This is a genomic window from Micromonospora sp. NPDC048894, assembly GCF_040649765.1.
Lineage (GTDB): Bacteria > Actinomycetota > Actinomycetes > Mycobacteriales > Micromonosporaceae > Micromonospora > Micromonospora antibiotica.
Genome location: NZ_JBEZFY010000008.1, coordinates 155,350 through 174,447, shown reverse-complemented (window position 1 = coordinate 174,447; position 19,098 = coordinate 155,350). Strand labels below are relative to the sequence as shown.

The 19,098-nt window shown below is 70.2% G+C and carries 18 protein-coding genes; 11 read left to right on the top strand and 7 right to left on the bottom strand.

What is annotated here, in order from left to right; all coding sequences use genetic code 11:
* Window positions 1–21: 21 nt before the first annotated feature.
* Entirely contained in the window at window positions 22–2,220 is a 2,199-nt protein-coding gene (locus AB0C22_RS19430) for a serine/threonine-protein kinase (RefSeq protein WP_219467077.1), read from the bottom strand.
* 91 nt (window positions 2,221–2,311) lie between these two features.
* On the opposite strand from AB0C22_RS19430, the gene AB0C22_RS19425 reads away from it, so the two are divergent.
* Both AB0C22_RS19425 and AB0C22_RS19420 read left to right on the top strand, forming a co-directional pair.
* A complete protein-coding gene (locus AB0C22_RS19425; RefSeq protein ID WP_219467074.1) occupies window positions 2,312–2,524 on the top strand; it encodes an acyl-CoA carboxylase subunit epsilon in 213 nt (70 codons plus the stop codon).
* 209 nt (window positions 2,525–2,733) lie between these two features.
* On the top strand, window positions 2,734–3,201 hold the full coding sequence (locus AB0C22_RS19420; RefSeq protein ID WP_219467072.1) for a hypothetical protein: 468 nt from the start codon (window positions 2,734–2,736) through the stop codon (window positions 3,199–3,201).
* Between the two features lie 148 nt (window positions 3,202–3,349).
* Here the strand turns inward: AB0C22_RS19420 and AB0C22_RS19415 are convergent, their stop codons facing one another.
* On the bottom strand, window positions 3,350–3,607 hold the full coding sequence (locus AB0C22_RS19415) for a hypothetical protein (protein ID WP_219467069.1): 258 nt from the start codon (window positions 3,605–3,607) through the stop codon (window positions 3,350–3,352).
* Window positions 3,608–4,722: 1,115 nt separating this feature from the next.
* Here AB0C22_RS19415 and AB0C22_RS19410 point away from each other — a divergent pair.
* From AB0C22_RS19410 to AB0C22_RS19400, 3 genes are read left to right on the top strand one after another with little or no spacing between them, the layout of a single operon-like run.
* Window positions 4,723–5,736, top strand: coding sequence for a S8 family serine peptidase (locus AB0C22_RS19410; RefSeq protein WP_308291016.1), 1,014 nt, complete (start codon window positions 4,723–4,725; stop codon window positions 5,734–5,736).
* A gap of 9 nt (window positions 5,737–5,745) precedes the next feature.
* Window positions 5,746–6,402: a Maf family protein gene (locus AB0C22_RS19405; RefSeq protein WP_208568598.1), complete on the top strand. Its 657-nt coding sequence runs from the start codon at window positions 5,746–5,748 to the stop codon at window positions 6,400–6,402.
* Window positions 6,403–6,411: 9 nt separating this feature from the next.
* Window positions 6,412–7,065 carry an O-methyltransferase gene (locus AB0C22_RS19400; protein WP_357536229.1) on the top strand — a complete coding sequence of 218 codons (654 nt, stop codon included), beginning with the start codon at window positions 6,412–6,414 and terminating at the stop codon, window positions 7,063–7,065.
* Here AB0C22_RS19400 and AB0C22_RS19395 read toward each other — a convergent pair.
* The 4 genes from AB0C22_RS19395 to AB0C22_RS19380 all read right to left on the bottom strand — a co-directional run bounded on the left by AB0C22_RS19395 (window position 7,043) and on the right by AB0C22_RS19380 (window position 9,837).
* Window positions 7,043–7,357: a DUF3079 domain-containing protein gene (locus AB0C22_RS19395; RefSeq protein ID WP_357536227.1), complete on the bottom strand. Its 315-nt coding sequence runs from the start codon at window positions 7,355–7,357 to the stop codon at window positions 7,043–7,045. The two genes, AB0C22_RS19400 and AB0C22_RS19395, sit on opposite strands and share 23 nt — an antisense overlap.
* On the bottom strand, window positions 7,273–8,028 hold the full coding sequence (locus AB0C22_RS19390; protein ID WP_208568600.1) for an ABC transporter permease: 756 nt from the start codon (window positions 8,026–8,028) through the stop codon (window positions 7,273–7,275). The genes AB0C22_RS19395 and AB0C22_RS19390 overlap by 85 nt, the downstream gene beginning before the upstream one ends.
* A 17-nt stretch (window positions 8,029–8,045) precedes the next feature.
* The gene (locus AB0C22_RS19385; protein ID WP_219467060.1) at window positions 8,046–9,005 is read right to left on the bottom strand and encodes an ATP-binding cassette domain-containing protein; all 960 of its coding nucleotides are present in this window, start codon (window positions 9,003–9,005) and stop codon (window positions 8,046–8,048) included.
* 115 nt (window positions 9,006–9,120) lie between these two features.
* Complete coding sequence (locus AB0C22_RS19380; protein ID WP_357536225.1) at window positions 9,121–9,837, bottom strand: PadR family transcriptional regulator; 717 nt, start codon at window positions 9,835–9,837, stop codon at window positions 9,121–9,123.
* 132 nt (window positions 9,838–9,969) lie between these two features.
* Between AB0C22_RS19380 and AB0C22_RS19375 the strand changes: the two genes are divergently transcribed.
* A complete protein-coding gene (locus tag AB0C22_RS19375; protein WP_219467042.1) occupies window positions 9,970–11,721 on the top strand; it encodes a biotin carboxylase N-terminal domain-containing protein in 1,752 nt (583 codons plus the stop codon).
* A 156-nt stretch (window positions 11,722–11,877) separates the two neighbouring features.
* A complete protein-coding gene (locus AB0C22_RS19370) occupies window positions 11,878–13,317 on the top strand; it encodes a GuaB1 family IMP dehydrogenase-related protein (protein ID WP_357536222.1) in 1,440 nt (479 codons plus the stop codon).
* A 352-nt stretch (window positions 13,318–13,669) separates the two neighbouring features.
* Here the strand turns inward: AB0C22_RS19370 and AB0C22_RS19365 are convergent, their stop codons facing one another.
* Complete coding sequence (locus AB0C22_RS19365; protein WP_219467034.1) at window positions 13,670–14,239, bottom strand: TetR/AcrR family transcriptional regulator; 570 nt, start codon at window positions 14,237–14,239, stop codon at window positions 13,670–13,672.
* A gap of 85 nt (window positions 14,240–14,324) precedes the next feature.
* On the opposite strand from AB0C22_RS19365, the gene AB0C22_RS19360 reads away from it, so the two are divergent.
* Genes AB0C22_RS19360 through AB0C22_RS19345 form a run of 4 tightly spaced genes read left to right on the top strand, consistent with a single transcriptional unit; the run spans window position 14,325 to window position 19,084 of the window.
* Entirely contained in the window at window positions 14,325–14,771 is a 447-nt protein-coding gene (locus AB0C22_RS19360; RefSeq protein WP_357536220.1) for a DoxX family membrane protein, read from the top strand.
* Window positions 14,772–14,802: 31 nt separating this feature from the next.
* A complete protein-coding gene (locus tag AB0C22_RS19355; protein ID WP_219470663.1) occupies window positions 14,803–15,327 on the top strand; it encodes a MarR family winged helix-turn-helix transcriptional regulator in 525 nt (174 codons plus the stop codon).
* Entirely contained in the window at window positions 15,321–17,054 is a 1,734-nt protein-coding gene (locus tag AB0C22_RS19350; RefSeq protein WP_219467029.1) for an ABC transporter ATP-binding protein, read from the top strand. Before AB0C22_RS19355 ends, AB0C22_RS19350 begins: the two co-directional genes overlap by 7 nt.
* Window positions 17,051–19,084, top strand: a complete 2,034-nt coding sequence (locus tag AB0C22_RS19345) for an ABC transporter ATP-binding protein (RefSeq protein ID WP_219467027.1) — start codon at window positions 17,051–17,053, stop codon at window positions 19,082–19,084. The genes AB0C22_RS19350 and AB0C22_RS19345 overlap by 4 nt, the downstream gene beginning before the upstream one ends.
* Window positions 19,085–19,098: the final 14 nt, after the last annotated feature.

Sequence of the window (19,098 nt, the reverse complement as noted above, 5' to 3'; positions counted from 1 at the left end):
CCCCGGCGGGAATCCCCCGGGTCAGTTATTCCGGTCCGGCACGAACCGGCTGGTGATCAGGGCGAAGTTGTCCAGGTTGGCGTTCCAGTCCTTCGCCGCCACCTCCCACCGGATGGCGTAGCCCCGGTTGGTGGCGGTGACGAACCCCCGGTTGCGGACGTGGATGAGGGTGTTGTCCCGGGTTTCCAACCAGTCCCAGTCGGCGCAGGTGCGGTAACCGCCGCACGCCTTGATGTCGAGATACTGGTAGTTGTTGACGATGTTCTTCCGGGCCGGTTCCTTGTTCTTCCAGTCGGCGACCGCGTCCTTGAGCGGGCTGGACGTCCACTGGATGAGCAGTTCCCGCACCCCGTTCGGCTCGGTGATGACGACCGAGTCGGAACGGACGCTGCGCCGCCAGCCCTTCGGCACCGGGACCTTGAACGTCGGCCCCTGGTACATCTCCCAACCCTCAGGCAGCGCGTTCGGGTCGGTGGAAGGGGTGGCCGACGGCGTCGGGCTGGGCGCGGCGCTGGTCGGGGGCGGAGCCGCCGGAGCCGACGTCGGGGCGGCGGAGGACGCGGCGACGCTCGTCGGGTCGGCCTGCGGGGTGCCGTCCCCCGGCTCGTCGGAGCTGGTCAGCAATGGGACGGCCAGCGCCAATCCCACCAGCAGCACCGCGACCAGCGCGCCGATCAGCAGGTTACGTCGCTTGTGGTCCGGTGGCGTCTCGTCGTACACCGGGACGGAGGCGACTCCGGCGGACCCGGCGGACGGGCTGACCGGCGTGTCCAGCACGGCGGTGGGGTTGGCCGGCGGGGCCGGGTCGAGACCGGCGCGGGCCGCCGGGGCGACCGCGCCCGACGGCCCGGCATCGGTCGGGACACCGGCCTTCCCGGTCGGCGCGGTTTCCGCAGGCGTCGACCCGGGGACCCGGGTGGTCGGTGCGGCGTCCGCGTCGCTCGACGGGACGACCCCACCGGTCGGTGCGGCATCCGCAGCCACCGACGCGGCAGCCCCACCGGTGGGCGTAGTCCCGGCCGACTCCACCATGCTGGTCGGCGCGTCGTCGACACCACCCGGTGGGGTGACCTTCGTGGTGGGCCCGGCGTCCGCACCGGCCGACATCTTCGTGGTGACGTCCGCACCCGTGGTCGACGCCCCGGTGACGACAGTCGCCTCCGCAGCGCCACCCGTAGCGGTGGCACCACCCGCCGTGGCCCGCGCGGCGGCACTGTCCGACGCCGCCTTCGCCGCCGCGGTGCCGGTGGCGGCCCCCGCCGCGGCGGCCAGGGACGACGAGGTCTTCGCGCCCCCGCCCTGCGCCGGGCGGGGTGCCGGCACCACCGGCGTACGCGGCTCACGTGGGCCGTTCGGCCCCGGCCGGCGTACCCCGTCGAGCAGTGAGATGCCCCTGGCGCGCTTGCCGGCGGCCCGGCGCAGCATGCGCTCCGCGACCTCGGCGGTGATCCGCTCGGTCGGGTCCTTGCGGAGCAGGCCGGTCAGCACCGGCTTCAACGGGCCGGCGTTCCTGGCCGGCGGCAGCGGCTCCGTGGCCAGCGCGGCCAGGGTGCCGATCGCCGACGGCCGGGCGTACGGCGACTTGCCCTCCACGGCCGCGTAGAGCGTCGCCCCCAACGACCAGAGGTCCGCCTCCGGCCCGGCGGTGCCGTCGCGGGCCCGCTCCGGCGCGATGTACGCGGGCGAGCCCAGCACCATTCCCGTCCGGGTGACGTTCGGGTCGCCGGGAATGGTGGCCAGTCCGAAATCGGTCAGCACCACCCGACCGTCGGTGCCGAGCAGCACGTTGCCCGGCTTGACGTCCCGGTGCATCACCCCGGCCTTGTGGGCGGACTTCAGCGCGCCCAGCACGCCCAGGCCGATCTCCACCGCGCGGGCCGGGGGCACCGGGCCGTCCTCGGCGAGGGTGTCCTGCAACGACCTCGACGCCACGTACTCCATGACGATCCACGGGTCACCGTCGGTACGCAGCACGTCGAAGATGCGCACCACGTTGACGTGGTTGAGCCGGGCGATCGCCCGCGCCTCACGCAGCGACCGCTCCCGCATCTCGCGCCGCTCGTCGTCGGTCAGGCTGGGCGGCGGGACCAACTCCTTGATGGCGACGTCCCGGTGCAGCACCTCGTCACGTGCCCTCCAGACCCGGCCCATGCCACCCTGACCGAGCGGCGCGAGCAGCCGGTACCGGTCAGCGACGAGTTGGGAAGGCACGTCAGACATCGGTGAGACGGTACCCGGCCGCACCAACGCGCACACCGCCGGCACGCCACTGTGCGACGTGGGTCAACTTGTCGACGCGTACCCTGGCGACATGTCTGCCGAAGAGCCGCTGTTCCGGGTAGTCCGGGGGGTTCCCACCGCCGAGGAACTGGCCGCGCTCGTGGGCGCGATCACCCTCCGTTCCCGGCCGGCCGGCACACCCAGGCCCGCCGCAGGGTCCACGTGGGCCCGTAGCGCCCGTCCGGTCGGCGTGGTCCCGGTGCCCGGTCGTGACGCCTGGCGCACCTCCGGCCTGCCCCGCTGACAGCCGACGCCACCGGGCCAGGCTTGCCGGCCGACGGCCGGCGGCCGACGGCGGCCGTCCGGGGCTGCTGACTGGCCGAGGACGGCCGGAGCCAGTGCCGGGCTGCTGACTGGCGGAGGGCGGCCGGGGCCAGTGCCGGGGCTGCCGGGATCGCCGAACAGCCACTAGCCTCACTCTGGGAGACGGTGTCGTGACGTTCGGGAGGACCAGTGATCCCTGAGGAGGGCCGCCCAGCTTCTTGGCTGGGCAACTACGGCGGCATCGAGGCCGACATCCGACAGATGCGGGAGTTCGCCGACCAACTCCAGGCCGAGGTCGAACGGAACTACACGCCACACCTGCGCTACATCGCCGACGACATGACCGCCGCCGTACCCAACCCGTGCGACGCGTTCATCGAGCTGGTGCACTTCCTCCAAGCGCACTGGGAGACCCAGCAGGCCACCTCCGACCTGGTGCACGGCCTGGCCGGCGCCACCGGCCGGCTGGCGACCGCCGCCAACCGGATCGCCACCGACTACCAGGGTGCCGACGCCTTCGCCAACGCCCGGCTGACCGACGTCGAACGCGCCCTGCACGGCGCGCAGGTCACCGCATCCACTCTCACCGGCCGTTCCTCGTGGACCGCTCCCGCGCCCAACAGCCCCGAAAATCCGGGCCCGGTGGTGCTGCCGTGATCGAACGGGGCAGCGGCCGCACCTCCGGCCTCACCGACTGGCAACTCATGGACGTGCTCAGCATGTGGGCCTGCCTCCAGGACCAGGAGACCCAGGGGCACTGGAAACACGTCGCGGGATGGCGCAAGGTCTGCGACCTCGCCCAGGCTCATCTGCGGAGACTCCAGCAGTACCGCAGCGGCCTCGCCGAGGCATGGCCACCCGCCACCAACGACGCCGCCAAGGCGTACCTCGGTGAACTGGACGAGCTGATCAGCAGGGTCCAGCACACCCACGACACCGCCGCCGCCAACCACGACGCCCTCGCCGCCGCCGCCCGCGCCATCGACAGCACCAGACCGCAACTGAAGCGGCTGCACGACGAGTACGCGACGAAGCTCCAGCAGAAGCGGGGGTACGAAGCCACACTGGCCGACCCCAAGGCGGCGATGGGCAGCCGGGTGGTGGACCCACCGGTGAGCGATGGCGACCTGGAGCGGTTGAACGTGCAGGCACGCGGGATCATGTTCGGGCTCAGTGGTGAACTCCAACAAGCCCAAGCAATGCTCCAAAAACCTCCAGTCACACGACCAAGTCCTCGGATCGAGCAACTCGGTACCGACCCCTACAGCGCCGTCAGTGCAGTTCCGATTATTCCACCAATCACACCTATACCCATAGCACATCCGCCTAGCCCGAAGAAACCAGTCCAAAAGCCGCAGTTGCCTCCGACGCTGAAGTCGCCATCGGTTGGATCAGTCATCGGAGATGGTCCAACCCTCGGAGGAATCGCATCGAATCCACCGCCACCCACTGCCACCTCACCGACAACACCTACAAACTCTCTGAACACTACGACTGCCGCCGGAACTAAAATGCCACACCTTCCGCCGCCAACACCCATAGCGCGAATATCCAATCCGCCAATTCGGCCAAACCAGGGCCAGAGCGCCGAAGCAAATATCCATCCCCCCACAAATGCAGCCCGCCCAAATTTGCCTGGTGGATTAATAGGGGGCGCGCCAGCCTATGGTGCCGGGCAACCAGGAGGGCCCCCAACTCGCAGGGTCAATCCCATCGGCGGAGTAATCGGCGGAGGATCCGCCGGCACCGCGCCAACCGGCGCCGCCGGATCTCGACCAGGCGCTGGACGAGGTTCGCAATACTCCTCCGTACACGGCCTTCCACCCATAGGCGGTGGGCCCGGACAGGGATCTTTCTCGGGTTTGAGCGGCACGCCCACACAATTCCCGAAAAGCCGATTCGATACAGAAAGCCGGCGTTGGGATCCGGACAACCCGTGGGAAACGGACCATGGAGTAGCTCCAATCGTCAACCCTCCCGACGAGGGTGGCCCCATCGACCCAGGGCCAGCAATCGGCTTTCCTCGGTGAATCGCCCATGAGAAAAGCCTTCACAATTACAATCACTTCGCTAATCTGTATCATTTCAATCCCAACTTCGACCGCCATTGCAGGAACCCCGCGCCCCGATGGATCAGAGCGCGTACGGAATGACCAGTGGCATCTAGACTACTTAAATGTGAAGGCTGCACATGCAGTTGCTCGCGGCAAGGGTGTAGTCGTAGCAGTTCCCGACACAGGGGTAGACCCCCACGTCGATTTGCGCAGAAATCTACTTCCAGGATCAGACATGATCCCCGGAGGCCGCGGGGACGGCCAAGAAGATCGCAACAGCCACGGTACGTGCATGGCGGGCCTCATCGCCGCACATGGCAGACCGAACCGGATAGGCGCCTTGGGAGTGGCACCCGAAGCTAAAATCTTACCCATTTTTGATACCCCACCAAGCGGCATGGGAAATCCAGACGACTTAGCAGCCAGCATCGATTTTGCTGCGCGAAGCGGTGCCGACATAATAAGTATATCGGCCGCCAGTTCGCCCACCAAAGAATTACAACAAGCAATATCTAGCGCACAAAATGCAGATATACTAATCGTGGCAGGCGTTGGCAATGCGCCAAGAGAAAGCCGCGCTAGCTACCCAGCTTCAACAGAAGGCGTATTGGCAGTTGGAGGAATAGATCGCAATGGAAGGCACCTCCCGGTATCAGTGACTGGACCGGAGGTAGATTTGGTTGCGCCCGCGATTGACATTTACTGCCCCAGTCTTGGTGGTCGTTACCGCAAGAGCACCGGTACGTCCGATGCGACGGCCATTGTTGCCGGGGCGGCGGCGCTGGTCCGCTCGAAGTACCCCTACCTTCCCGCCGCCGAGGTCGTACACCGGCTGACGGCCACAGCTGTCGACAAAGGTCCTCCCGGCCGGGACGACGAGTACGGCTATGGCGTCATCGACCTGGTGGCCGCGCTCACCGCCGATGTCCCACCCCTCGGCTTCGAGAGCGTCACCGCCGCTCCCCCGCAGGCAGGGACGACGAGCGCAGCCACGTCATCGTCCGGTGGGAACGACGATGGCGGTGCCGCCGCACGGGGGTGGGCGACGTTGGGGGTGATCGTGGCTGCCGGGTGCGGGTTCCTGGTGTGGCGTCGTCGCCGACGTGCCGACGACCCGCCACCACGGATCAGCCGGTAGCGTCGGCCCGTGTCCAATTCTTTGCCGCTGCGCCTCGTACTCGCCTCGCAGAGCCCCGCCCGCCGCAAGTTGCTCCAGGCCGCCGGGATCGAGCCGGACGTACTGGTGAGTGGGGTCGACGAGTCCCAGGTGGTCGCGGATCGGGCCGAGGATCTCTGCCTGGAGTTGGCCCGGCTGAAGGCGCAGGCGGTGTCCGACCGGCTGCGTACCACTGCGGACGAGCGGACTCTGGTGTTGGGGTGCGACTCGGTGCTCGCGTTCGACGGTGAGATTCTCGGCAAGCCGGCGGATGCGGCCGACGCCACCCGACGGTGGGAGCGGATGCGTGGGCGCAGCGGGGTGTTGCACACCGGGCACTGTCTGCTCGACGTGGTGCGTGAGTCCCGCGCGGAGGCGGTGGCCTCGACGGTCGTGCACTTCGCGGACGTCACCGATGCGGAGATCGCCGCGTACGTGGCCACGGGTGAACCGTTGGCGGTGGCGGGGGCGTTCACCATCGACGGGTTGGGCGGGGCGTTCCTGAACGGGATCGAGGGTGATCCGGGAACGGTGGTCGGGTTGTCGTTGCCGCTGCTCCGTGGGTTGTTGCGCGATCTGGAGCTGAGCATCACCGACCTGTGGTCGAAGGTCGCGCCGGGCGCCCAGGAGATCGAGCCGCTGGGCTAACGTCCGGTCATGACCACGAAGTCGCTGCCGCTGACGCCGAAACTGCACGCCTACCTCGTCGCCCACGGGTCTCCGCCGGACGAGATCATCCGCGATCTGGCTGAGGAGACCCGCGCGGTGCTGCCGGCGCACGCCGAGATGCAGGTGGCGCCGGAGCAGGCGGCGTTCCTCACCTTCCTGACCCGGCTGCTGGGTGCCCGGCAGGCCGTCGAGGTGGGCACGTTCACCGGGCTGTCGTCGCTGGCGATCGCCCGTGGGCTGCCCGAGGACGGCCGGCTCACCTGCTTCGACATTTCGGAGGAGTTCACCGGTATCGCCCGGTCCTACTGGCAGCGCGCCGGGGTGGCCGACCGGATCGAGTTGCGCATCGGCCCGGCTGCGGAGACGCTGCGGGAGTTGCCGCACGAGCGTTACCTGGACTTCGCCTTCATCGACGCCGACAAGACCGGCTACCCGGTGTACTGGGCGGAGTTGGTGCCGAGGATGCGGCCCGGCGCGGTCATCGCGGTCGACAACACCCTGCGCGGCGGCCGGGTGCTCGCCCCCCGTGACGCCGCCGACCGGGCGATCGCCGCTTTCAACGACGAGGTGCTCGCCGACGTACGTGTCGACGCGGTGCTGCTCCCCCTGGCCGACGGCGTCACCCTCGCCCGGGTGCACTGACCGGCCGGCCGGGGGAATGGCGAGTTCGGCTCCCCTGGGCCGATGTTGCGGTGTCCACCTCGCACCGATACCGCTCGGCGGCACACAGTCGATCACCTCCCCACGGCATCCGGCCGGGATGCCGTGGGGAGGTGGGGAGTCGTGGGGAGGTGGGGCGACGGTCTGACGCGACGAGCCCGTGACCGGGCCTCGCCGGGGTGGGGATCGTCAGCGGACGCTGCGGGCGAACTGTCGGGCCGCCCAGAAGACCCCGGCGGCGGCGAGCACCGCGATGATGCCCAGCCCCTGCCACACCTTGTCGTTGGCGAGGTCACCGGCGAACAACGCCCGGGTGCCGTCGACCGCCCAGGAGAACGGGTTCCACTCGGCGACCCCCTGGAGCCAGCCGGGGGCGAAGGTGAGCGGCAGCAGGATGCCGGAGAGCAGCAGCACCGGCTGGGCCACGGTGTTCATCAACGGGGCGAGCGCGTCCTCGCTCTTGACCTTGAGCGCGACGCCGTACGAGACGGCCGAGGTCATCAGCGCGATCAGGGCCAGCATCAGGTACGCCAGCAGCAGGTCCCCGATGAAGACCCGCAGGTCGAACAGGAGCGCCAGCAGGGTGATGATGATCGCCTGCACGATCAGCGAGACGACGTCGCGCAGGGAGCGGCCGAGCAGCAGGGCGAGCCGGCTGATCGGGGTGACCCGGGACCGCTCGATGACCCCGGCGCGCAGTTCGGCGATCAGGCCGAAGCCCTGGAACAGTCCGCCGAAGATGGCCAGCAGCACCAGCAGGCCCGGTACGAAGATCTTGTAGGCGGCGGCCTGGGTGGGCGCGTTCAGCGCCGGCTTGAGCAGCGGGGCGAAGAGCAGCAGGTACATCACCGGCTGGAAGACGCCGACGAAGACCCAGACCGGGTTGCGCAGCAGCAGTTGAAGTTGGCGTTGGAAGATCAGCCAGGTGTCGCGGGCGAATTTCATCCGTGGTCTCCGGTGTCTCAGGACTCGCGCAGCGAGCGGCCGGTCTTGGTGAGGAAGACGTCGTCGAGGCTGGGGCGGTGCAGCTCGATGGAGCTCATGACCAGCCCGGCGTGGTCGAGCCGGCGCAGGACCTGCGGGATGGCGGTGGTGCCCTCGTCGACGTAGAGGCGCAGCCCGCCCTCGTTGACGGTCTCCAGCTTGTTGAGGTATTCCTCGCTGTCGAGGAGTTCGGCGGCCTGCGGGGTGCTCGCCACGTCGAGTCCGACGAGCACGACGTCGCCGGAGATCTCCCGCTTCAGCTCGGCCGGGGTGCCCTCGGCGACCACCTCGCCGTGGTCCATGATCGCGATCCGGTCGCAGAGCGCGTCGGCCTCGTCGAGGTAGTGCGTGGTGATGAAGACGGTCATCCCCTCGGTACGCAGCCGGCGGATCTCGTCCCACATGTGCGCGCGGCTCTGCGGGTCGAGGCCGGTGGTCGGCTCGTCGAGAAAGACGATCTTCGGCTCGTGGATGATGCCGAGGGCGATCTCCACCCGTCGCCGCTGGCCGCCCGAGTAGGTCTTGCACTTGCGGTCCGCGTACTCGGTGAGCTGGAAGGCCTCCAGGGCGCGGACCGCGCGGCGGTGCGCGTCGGCCTTGCCGATGCCGTACATCCGGGCGTGCAGGACGAGTTCCTCGCGGGCGGTGCTCTCGTCCCAGGTGCTGCCGCCCTGGGCGACGTAGCCGATCCGGCGGCGTACCTCGGCCGGGTCCTTGCGCAGGTCGGCACCGGCGATGGTGGCCTCGCCGCCGTCCGGCTCGATGAGCGTGGCGAGCATCCGCAGGGTGGTGGTCTTGCCGGCGCCGTTGGGGCCGAGGAAACCGAAGATCTCTCCCGCCGGGACCTGGAGGTTCACCCCCCGGACGGCGTCGACCGTTTTCGTCTCCCGACCCTGCCGGGAGCGGAACGACTTCCGCAGCCCTCTGGTCTCGATCATCTCTGCTCCTGGTCGTCCGGGCCGGGTGGTGCCGGCCGTCGTCTGCCCCCGTGACGCCATGCGGCGCACTCCCGCAACGGGCCGGAAGCAGGCTAACGCGATATAGCTTCTATGGTCAACGTTGATTATTACTTTTCTCGACGGGCGGCGGAGCACCGTCGGTCGTGCCGGGCGGCAGAGCACCCTCGGTCGTGCCGGGCGACAGAGCACCCTCGGCCGTGCCGCGCTGCGGAGCGCCGTCGGTCCAGCCGGGCCAGACGCCCTCCCCCGTCAGCCCAGCAGGCAGGTACGACACCCCGGAGTCGATCCGCTCGGCGATCCGCCCGCACCACGCCATCTCCGCCTCGGCCCGGGCCAGCCACAGCTCGAACATCCAGGTCACGTGCACCGGCTTGCTGTCGCGCACCCAGTCGGAGTCCAACGAGGCACGCATCGACTCGACACCGGCGCGCAGCAGGTTCGCCCGGTTGCGCAGCGCCGCCGCCGCCTCCTCGCGGGGCATCGCCGGCAGGAACGAGAAGGCCGCCGCGAACGGGTCCGGCACCTCGTGCAGCTGCCACCACTGCGCCCGCAGCAACGTCTCGAACTCCTCGCCCCCCTTGGGCGTCACCTCGTAGGTGGTGCGCGCCGGACGGGCACCGACCTGCTCGGTGGCGACCGCCCGCAACAGGCCCTCCTCGGTCAGCTTGCGCAACGCGTGGTAGATCGAGCCGGGCTGCACGTTCGCCCACTTGTCGGCACCCCAGCTCAACAGCTCGCGGCGTACGTCGTAGCCGTGCACGGGCTGCATCCACCGAACCAGCCCCAGGATCATCAACCGAGTCGCAGACACCGTACAAGCGTAATAACCAAGTTTGACTAGTCGACCGCGACCACAGTGCGGCATCCCACACTGAATGATCGTTAGGGGGCCTCCGGGCTGCCGATACACTCCCGAGGCAACGACCCCGGGAGGAGCACCAAGGTGCGCAAGGTACTCATCGCCAACCGTGGAGAGATCGCCGTCCGCGTCATCCGGGCCTGCCGCGACGCGGGTCTGGGCAGCGTCGCCGTCTACGCGGACTCCGACCGGGACGCCCTGCACACCACCCTCGCCGACGAGGCGTACGCCCTCGGTGGCGACACCGCCGCCGACAGCTACCTGCGCATCGACAAGCTGATCGAGGTGGCCCGGCGGGCCGGCGCGGACGCCGTACACCCGGGTTACGGCTTCCTCTCCGAGAACGCCGACTTCGCCCAGGCCGTGCTGGACGCGGGCCTGACCTGGATCGGTCCGACCCCGCAGGCGATCCGCGACCTCGGTGACAAGGTCACCGCCCGGCACCTCGCCCAACGGGCCGGTGCACCCCTGGTCCCCGGCACCGCCGACCCGGTCGCCGACGCCGACGAGGTGACCGCCTTCGCCGTGGAGCACGGCCTGCCGGTCGCCATCAAGGCCGCCTTCGGCGGGGGCGGGCGGGGCCTCAAGGTAGCCCGCACCCTGGAGGAGATCCCCCACCTGTTCGAGTCGGCCACCCGGGAGGCAGTCGCCGCGTTCGGCCGGGGCGAGTGCTTCGTCGAGCGCTACCTCGACCAGCCCCGGCACGTCGAGGCGCAGGTGCTGGCCGACCGGCACGGCAACGTCGTCGTGGTCGGCACCCGGGACTGCTCCCTGCAACGCCGGCACCAGAAGCTGGTCGAGGAGGCCCCCGCGCCGTTCCTCACCGACGCGCAGCGCAACCAGATCCACGACAGCGCCAAGGCGATCTGCCGGGAGGCCGGCTACCACGGTGCCGGCACGGTCGAATACCTGGTCGGCGGCGACGGCACCGTCTCCTTCCTGGAGGTCAACACCCGGCTCCAGGTGGAGCACCCGGTCACCGAGGAGACCGCCGGCGTCGACCTGGTCCGCGAACAGTTCCGGATCGCCGACGGCGAGAAACTGCGGTTCACCGCGGACCCGACCCCGCGCGGGCACGCCATCGAGTTCCGGATCAACGGCGAGGACCCGGGCCGCAACTTCCTGCCCGCCCCCGGCACCATCACCGCGCTGCGGCTGCCCACCGGCCCCGGCGTCCGGGTCGACACCGGGGTCAGCGCCGGCGACGTGATCGGCGGCAACTTCGACTCGCTGCTGGCCAAGGTGATCGTCACCGGCGAGACCCGCGCCGAGGCGATCGAACGGGCCCGCCGGGTGCTCGACGAGATGGTCGTCGAGGGGATGGCCACCGCGCTGCCGTTCCACCGCCTCGTCGTCCGCGACCCGGCGTTCACCACCGAGCCGTTCACCGTGCACACCCGATGGATCGAGACCGAGTTCGACAACACCGTCCCGGCGTTCACCCCGACCGCCGGCCCCGCCGAGACGGCGGCGGCACGCGAGACCGTCGTGGTCGAGGTGGGCGGCAAGCGGCTGGAGGTCACCCTCCCCGCCGGCCTCACCGGGGGTACGACCACCGCAGCCCCCGCCGCCCGCCGGCCGGCCCGTCGCGGTGGCGGCACCGGCACGGGTACGGCGGTCAGCGGCGACGCGCTCACCTCCCCCATGCAGGGCACCATCGTCAAGATCGCCGTCGCGGACGGGGACACCGTCGCCGAGGGGGACCTGGTCGTCGTCCTGGAGGCGATGAAGATGGAGCAGCCGTTGCACGCGCACAAGGCGGGCACGGTCGCGGGGCTCGCCGCCGAGGTCGGTGCGGTGCTCACCGCCGGCGCGGCGATCTGCACCATCGCCTGACCCGCTCCACGGCCCGCCGCCTGTTCCGCCTTCCGGCCGTACCCCCGGTGGGCCGGCAGATCCCCGGCCCCCCGCCGCCGGACGGCCCCCGCAGCGGTGGGGTGGTCTGGGCCACCGACGGCGGCGGGACGGGGCGGAAGCGGGAATGATGGCGGGGTGAGGTTCCTTCATGGCGCGGTGCCCGCGCACGACCTGACCTACAACGACGTCTTCATGGCCCCGGCCCGGTCCGAGGTCGGTTCGCGGCTCGACGTCGACCTGTCCACCGGTGACGGCACCGGCACCACCATCCCGCTGGTGGTGGCGAACATGACGGCGGTGGCCGGCCGGCGGATGGCCGAGACGGTGGCCCGGCGCGGCGCGATCGCGGTCATCCCGCAGGACATCCCGATCGAGGTGGTCGCCACCGTGGTCGACTGGGTCAAGCAGCGGCACCTGGTGCACGACACCCCGATCACGCTCGGCCCGACCGACACCGTCGGCGACGCCATCCACCTGCTGCCCAAGAAGTCCCACGGCGCGGTGGTGGTGGTCGACGAGGCCGGTCGGCCGGTGGGGGTGGTCACCGAGGCGGACACCCACGAGGTGGACCGGTTCGCCCAGCTCCAACACGTGATGTCGACCGAGCTGCACACGGTGCCGGCCGACGCGGACCCGCGTACCGGATTCGAACGGCTCAACGCGGGACGGCGGCGACTGGCCCCGGTGGTCGACGACGACGGTCGCCTGGTCGGGGTGCTCACCCGGCAGGGCGCGCTGCGGGCCACCCTCTACCGGCCGGCCGTCGACGACCGGGGGCGGCTGCGCATCGCGGCGGCGGTCGGCATCAACGGTGACGTCACCGGAAAGGCCGAGGCGCTGCTCGCGGCGGGCGTCGACACCCTCGTGGTGGACACCGCGCACGGGCACCAGGAACGGATGATGTCCGCGTTGCGGGCGGTCCGCAAACTCGACCCCCCGGTCCCGGTGGCCGCCGGCAACGTGGTCACCGCCGAGGGGGTACGCGACCTGGTCGAGGCGGGCGCGGACATCATCAAGGTCGGGGTGGGGCCGGGCGCGATGTGCACCACCCGGATGATGACCGGGGTCGGCCGACCCCAGTTCTCCGCCGTGCTGGACTGCGCGGCGGCGGCCCGCGCCCTCGGCCGGCACGTCTGGGCCGACGGCGGGGTACGCCACCCCCGGGACGTGGCGCTGGCGCTGGCCGCCGGGGCGTCCAACGTGATGGTGGGCTCCTGGTTCGCCGGCACCTACGAGTCACCGGGTGACCTCTACACCGAGCCCGACGGGCGACGCTACAAGGAGAGCTTCGGGATGGCCTCGTCGCGCGCGGTCAGCGCCCGGACCGCCGAGGACAGCGCCTTCGACCGGGCCCGTAAGGCGATCTTCGAGGAGGGCATCTCCACCGCCCGGATGTACCTGGACCCGGCCCGCCCCGGTGTCGAGGACCTGATCGACGAGATCATCTCCGGGGTACGCAGCGCCTGCACCTACGCCGGCGCCCGCACCCTCGACGAGTTCCACGAACGCGCCCTGGTCGGCGTCCAGAGCCACGCCGGCTACACCGAAGGCATGCCCCTCCCCACCAGCTGGTAACCCCCCTCCCCCTCCCACTCCCCCTCCCACCCCCACCCCTCGCCCCCACCCCCCCGCCCCGCCCCGCCCCGCCCCCGGGCGAGTTGATCAAGAGGTTTGCGTCACCCACCGCCAGATTCCCGACGCAAACTTCTTGATCACCACCTCACCAACCCGCTCTGCTCGGGTGATCAAGAGGTTTACGTCACCGGCAACGGAATTCCTGACGCGAATCTCTTGATCACCGACTCAGACACTCAGACGGTGGGGTGATCAAGAGGTTTGCGTCAGCTGGGGTGGACGGGGTGACGTAAACCTCTTGATCAACTCGCCCGGGGGCGGGGGCGGGGGCGGGGGCGGGGGTGGGGGTGGGTCAGGGTGGGGGGATTAGGTGGCGGATTACGGTGCGGGCGGCGGCGCGGGGGTCGGCGTCGACGTCGGGGGGTAGCGCGCCGGAGAGCCAGAGCGTGGCGAAGCCGTGCACGATCGACCAGGCGGCCAACGCGTCCGTCCGTGACTCGCCCGGCTCGGCCCGGTGCGGTGGCAGGGCCGCCACGCCGAGGTGCAGCGCCGCACCCGCGCGCTCCCGGGCGGCCCGCACCTCGGGGGCGTCGGCCCGGTACAGGTCGGGTCGGAACATCACCTCGAAGTGCGCCCGGTGACTGACGGCGAAGTCCACGTAGGCCACCCCGACGTCGAGCAGGTCGCCACCGGCTGCGGTCAGCGCGGCGGCCAGCAGGTCGAACCCCTCGACGGCGAGGGCGGTGAGCAACCCGGCCTTGTCGCCGAAGTGGTGGGTCGGGGCGGCGTGCGAGACGCCCGCGCGGCGGGCGAGGTCGCGCAGGCTGAGCGCCGCCGGGCCGGATTCTTCGATCGCCGCCACCGCCGCTGTGAGCAGGGCGCGAGGCAGATCTCCGTGGTGGTAGGCGCGGGTGACGGTCATGACACGATCATATCTTTACGTTGACAAGAAAGCGATCGGGGTGGCTATCTTGGCAATATAAAGATTTGCGCCTCAGGAGGTTCGCATGGTTCCGTTCATCGCTCTGCTCGTCGGCACCGCCGTCGCACGCCTGGTCGGCCTGGCGGGCGTGGACGCGCTCGACGGCTGGCACCCCGCGCTCCGCGTCGGCCTGGCACTACTTTTCGTGCTGACCGGTTTCGCCCACTTCACCTCGCCCCGCCGGGAGGGTCTGATCGCCATGGTCCCGCCCCGCCTGCCCTTCCCCGGCGCCCTGGTCACCATGACCGGAGTGCTGGAGCTGGCGGGCGCGGTGGGCCTGCTGATCCCGGTCACCGCCCGCCCGGTCGCCGCCGGCCTGGCCCTGATGATGGTGGCGATGTTCCCCGCGAACGTCTCGGCGGCCCGACGCGGCCTGACCCTCGCCGGTCGACCCGTCACCCCGCTCGGTCCGCGTACGGCGCTCCAGATCCTGTACGTCGGAGCAGCCCTGGCCATTTCGTTTGGCCCCTGACGGTCTGGGGGCTAACATACTCAGCGTGCAGATGGAACCACTGGCTGCCTATCCCGACGTGCTCCGCAGCGTGCCGCTCGGGCGGCTGCTGTCGGTCGCCGGCCACCTCGTCGACCAGCACTGGGGTCGTTACCTGGCCGAACACCACGGCCTCACCCCGGCCGGGATGCGGGTGCTGTTCACCCTGACCCATCTCGACGACGCCACCCACCGGGACGTCGCCGACCGCTGCTTCGTCCGGCCCGCCACCCTCACCGGGATCGTCGACACCCTCGAACGGGACGGCTTCGTCGAGCGCCGCCGCGACGACGCCGACCGGCGGACCGTCCGACTGGCGCTGACCGACAAGGGGCGGGAACACACCCGCTCCCTGGTCGACCGGATGCGCACCGACACCCCGCTCACCTCCGTCGACGCCGACCCGGCCCGACGCGCGGTGATCCGGGATTTTCTGATCGAGGTCATCACGACCATGTCCGACGGGGAGGACAAGAGGTTGACAACACAGCACCAGGACACGACCGACGACCCGAGGCCCGGGAGCCATCCGTGCTGATCAGTCTGCTGCGCCGCTACCTGCGGCCCTACCACCGGCCGCTGGGCGCGGTGGTGCTGCTCCAGTTCGTCGGCACGATGGCCTCGCTCTACCTGCCGAGCCTCAACGCCGACATCATCGACCTGGGGGTGGCCCGGGGCGACACCGACTACATCATCCGTACCGGCGGTTGGATGCTGCTGGTCAGCCTGCTCCAGATCGCCTGCGCGGTGACGGCGGTCTACTTCGGCGCGCGTACCGCGATGGCCTTCGGCCGGGACGTCCGCGCGGCGATCTTCAGGCAGGTCAACCGGTTCTCCGCCCGCGAGGTGGCCCGCTTCGGCGCACCCTCGCTGATCACCCGCAACACCAACGACGTGCAACAGGTGCAGATGCTCGTGCTGATGAGCTGCACCATGCTGGTCGCCGCGCCGATCATGAGCGTCGGCGGGGTGGTGATGGCGCTGCGGGAGGACATCGGCCTGTCCTGGCTGATGCTGGTCAGCGTGCCGGTGCTCGCCATCGCGCTGGGCCTGGTCATCCGCCAGATGGTGCCCGGGTTCCGGCTCATGCAGACCCGCATCGACACGGTCAACCGGGTGCTCCGCGAGCAGATCACCGGCATCCGGGTGGTCCGGGCGTTCGTCCGCGAGCCGTACGAGACGCAGCGGTTCGGGGTGGCCAACGCCGACCTGACCGCCACCGCCCTGCGGGTCGGTCGGCTGATGGCGCTGATCTTCCCGGTGGTGATGCTGGTACTCAACGTCTCCAGCGTCGCCGTGCTGTGGTTCGGGGCGCAGCGGGTCGACTCCGGGCAGATCCAGATCGGCGCGCTGACCGCCTTCCTGGCGTACCTGATGCAGATCCTGATGGCCGTCATGATGGCCACTTTCATGCTGATGATGGTGCCGCGCGCGGCGGTCTGCGCCGAACGCGTCACCGAGGTGCTGGACACCGAGTCCACTGTGGTGCCACCGGCCGACCCGGTCACCCGGGTCGACGGCCACGGTGAGCTGGAGCTGCGCGGTGTGGCCTTCCAGTACCCGGGGGCCAGCGCGCCGGTGCTGCACGACATCTCGTTCCGGGCCACCCCGGGGCGGACCACCGCCGTGATCGGGTCGACCGGCGCCGGCAAGACCACCCTGCTGACCCTGATCCCCCGGCTGGTCGACCCGACCGCCGGCACGGTGCTGGTCGACGGGGTCGACGTCCGCGAACTGGCCCCCGAGGAGCTGTGGCGGCGGATCGGCCTGGTGCCGCAGAAGCCCTACCTGTTCACCGGCACGGTGGCCAGCAACCTGCGCTACGGCAACCCGGACGCCACCGACGACGAGCTGTGGACGGCGTTGGAGATCGCCCAGGCCCGGGACTTCGTGGCCCAGATGACCGGCGGGCTGGACGCCCCGATCACGCAGGGCGGCACGAACGTCTCCGGTGGGCAGCGGCAACGGCTCGCCATCGCGCGGGCGCTCGTCCGCAAGCCGGAGATCTACCTGTTCGACGACTCGTTCTCGGCGCTCGACCTGGGCACCGACGCCCGGTTGCGGGCCGCGCTGCGCCCGGTCACCGCCGACGCCGCAGTGGTGATCGTCGCCCAACGGGTCTCCACGATCATCGACGCCGACCAGATCATCGTGCTGGAGGACGGAGGCGTGGTCGGGATGGGCCGCCACGACGAACTACTCGACGACTGTCCCACGTACGCCGAGATCGTGGCGTCCCAGCAGACGACGGGGGTGCCGGCATGACCGCCGTACCCGAGCAGAAGAAGGCCCCGGAGGAGACCACGCCGAAGCGGCTGCCGGCGGCCGGCCGGCGCACCGGCGGACCGCCGTGGATGAGCGCCGGCATGCCGGCGGAGAAGTCGATGAACTTCGGGCCGTCGGCCCGCCGGCTGCTCGGCCGGCTGCGACCGCACCGGGTGACGCTGACCGGCATCATCGCCCTGGCGGTGACCAGCGTCGGGTTCAGCGTGATCGGGCCGAAGATCCTCGGCCACGCCACCGACATCATCTTCGCCGGGGTGATCGGCCGGCAGTTGCCTGCGGGCACCACCGTCGACCAGGCGGTGTCCGGGATGCGGGCCGCCGGCAACGACAACCTCGCCGACATGGTCGCCCGGATGGACGTGGTCCCCGGGGCCGGCATCGACTTCGACGCCCTCGGCCGGACGCTGCTGTTCGCCCTCGGCCTCTATGTCGCCGCCAGCCTGCTGATGTGGTGGCAGGGCTGGCTGCTCAACGGGGTGGTGCAGGCCACCGTGCTGCGGTTGCGTGCCGAGGTGGAGGAGAAACTCAACCGGCTGCCGCTGCCCTACTTCGACCGGCAGCCGCGCGGCGAGCTGCTCAGCCGGGTCACCAACGACATCGACAACATCTCGCAGACCCTGTCGCAGACGCTGAGCCAACTGCTCACCTCGCTGCTGACCGTGGTCGGCGTACTGGCGATGATGTTCTGGATCTCGCCGCTGCTGGCGCTGGTCGCGCTGGTCGCGGTGCCGCTGTCGGTGATCGTGACGCAGCAGATCGCCAAGCGGTCGCAGCAGAAGTTCATCGCCCAGTGGACCCACACCGGCGAGCTGAACGGTCAGATCGAGGAGGCGTTCACCGGCCACGAACTGGTCAAGGTCTTCGGTCGCTCCCCGGAGGTGGAGGCCACCTTCCACGCCAAGAACGAGGAGTTGTTCCGGGCCAGCTTCGGCGCCCAGTTCATCTCCGGGATCATCATGCCGGCGATGATGTTCGTCGGGAACCTCAGCTACGTGGCGATCGCCGTGGTCGGCGGGCTGCGGGTGGCCTCCGGGTCGATGAGCCTCGGTGACGTGCAGGCGTTCATCCAGTACTCGCGGCAGTTCACCCAGCCGCTCACCCAGCTCGCCTCGATGGCGAACCTGCTCCAGTCCGGGGTGGCCTCCGCCGAACGGGTGTTCGCCGTCCTCGACGCCGACGAACAGAGCCCCGACCCGGCCACGCCGGCCCGGGTCGTCGAACCGCACGGCCGGGTCGAGTTCGAGAACATCTCCTTCCGGTACGACCCGGACAAGCCGCTGATCGACGATCTGTCGCTGGTCGCCGAGCCCGGCCACACCGTCGCCATCGTCGGCCCCACCGGCGCCGGCAAGACCACACTGGTCAACCTGGTGATGCGCTTCTACGAACTGGACGCCGGGCGGATCACCCTCGACGGGGTGGACATCACCACGCTGCGCCGCGACGACCTGCGCGGCCGGATCGGCATGGTGCTCCAGGACACCTGGCTGTTCGGCGGCACCATCCGGGACAACATCGCCTACGGCCGGCCGGACGCCACCGAGGAGGAGATCCTCGCCGCCGCGCGGGCCACCTTCGTGGACCGGTTCGTCCGTAGCCTCCCCGACGGGTACGACACCGTCATCGACGAGGAGGGCAGCAACGTCAGCGCCGGGGAGAAGCAGCTCATCACCATCGCGCGGGCGTTCCTGGCGGAGCCGTCGCTGCTGATCCTGGACGAGGCGACCAGCTCGGTGGACACCCGTACCGAGGTGCTGCTGCAACGGGCGATGGCGGCGCTGCGCTCCGACCGGACCAGCTTCGTCATCGCGCACCGGCTGTCCACGATCCGCGACGCCCACCTGATCCTGATGATGGAGGACGGGCGGATCGTCGAGCAGGGCACCCACCAGCAACTGCTCGCCGCGCGGGGGGCGTACCACCGGCTCTATCAGGCGCAGTTCGCCGCGGCGGTGGTCGACGACGAGGTTGCGCCGGCAGCGGCGGCACCGGCACCGGCCCGGGGCTGAGTGACAGACCGGTG

Coding starts and splice junctions, on each gene's coding strand:
- AB0C22_RS19430 (WP_219467077.1), bottom strand. CDS start 2,220: ATGTCTGACGTGCCTTCCCAACTCGTCGCTGACCGGTACCGGCTGCTC.
- AB0C22_RS19385 (WP_219467060.1), bottom strand. CDS start 9,005: ATGATCGAGACCAGAGGGCTGCGGAAGTCGTTCCGCTCCCGGCAGGGT.
- AB0C22_RS19425 (WP_219467074.1), top strand. CDS start 2,312: ATGTCTGCCGAAGAGCCGCTGTTCCGGGTAGTCCGGGGGGTTCCCACC.
- AB0C22_RS19345 (WP_219467027.1), top strand. CDS start 17,051: ATGACCGCCGTACCCGAGCAGAAGAAGGCCCCGGAGGAGACCACGCCG.
- AB0C22_RS19390 (WP_208568600.1), bottom strand. CDS start 8,028: ATGAAATTCGCCCGCGACACCTGGCTGATCTTCCAACGCCAACTTCAA.
- AB0C22_RS19355 (WP_219470663.1), top strand. CDS start 14,803: ATGGAACCACTGGCTGCCTATCCCGACGTGCTCCGCAGCGTGCCGCTC.
- AB0C22_RS19365 (WP_219467034.1), bottom strand. CDS start 14,239: ATGACCGTCACCCGCGCCTACCACCACGGAGATCTGCCTCGCGCCCTG.
- AB0C22_RS19400 (WP_357536229.1), top strand. CDS start 6,412: ATGACCACGAAGTCGCTGCCGCTGACGCCGAAACTGCACGCCTACCTC.
- AB0C22_RS19360 (WP_357536220.1), top strand. CDS start 14,325: ATGGTTCCGTTCATCGCTCTGCTCGTCGGCACCGCCGTCGCACGCCTG.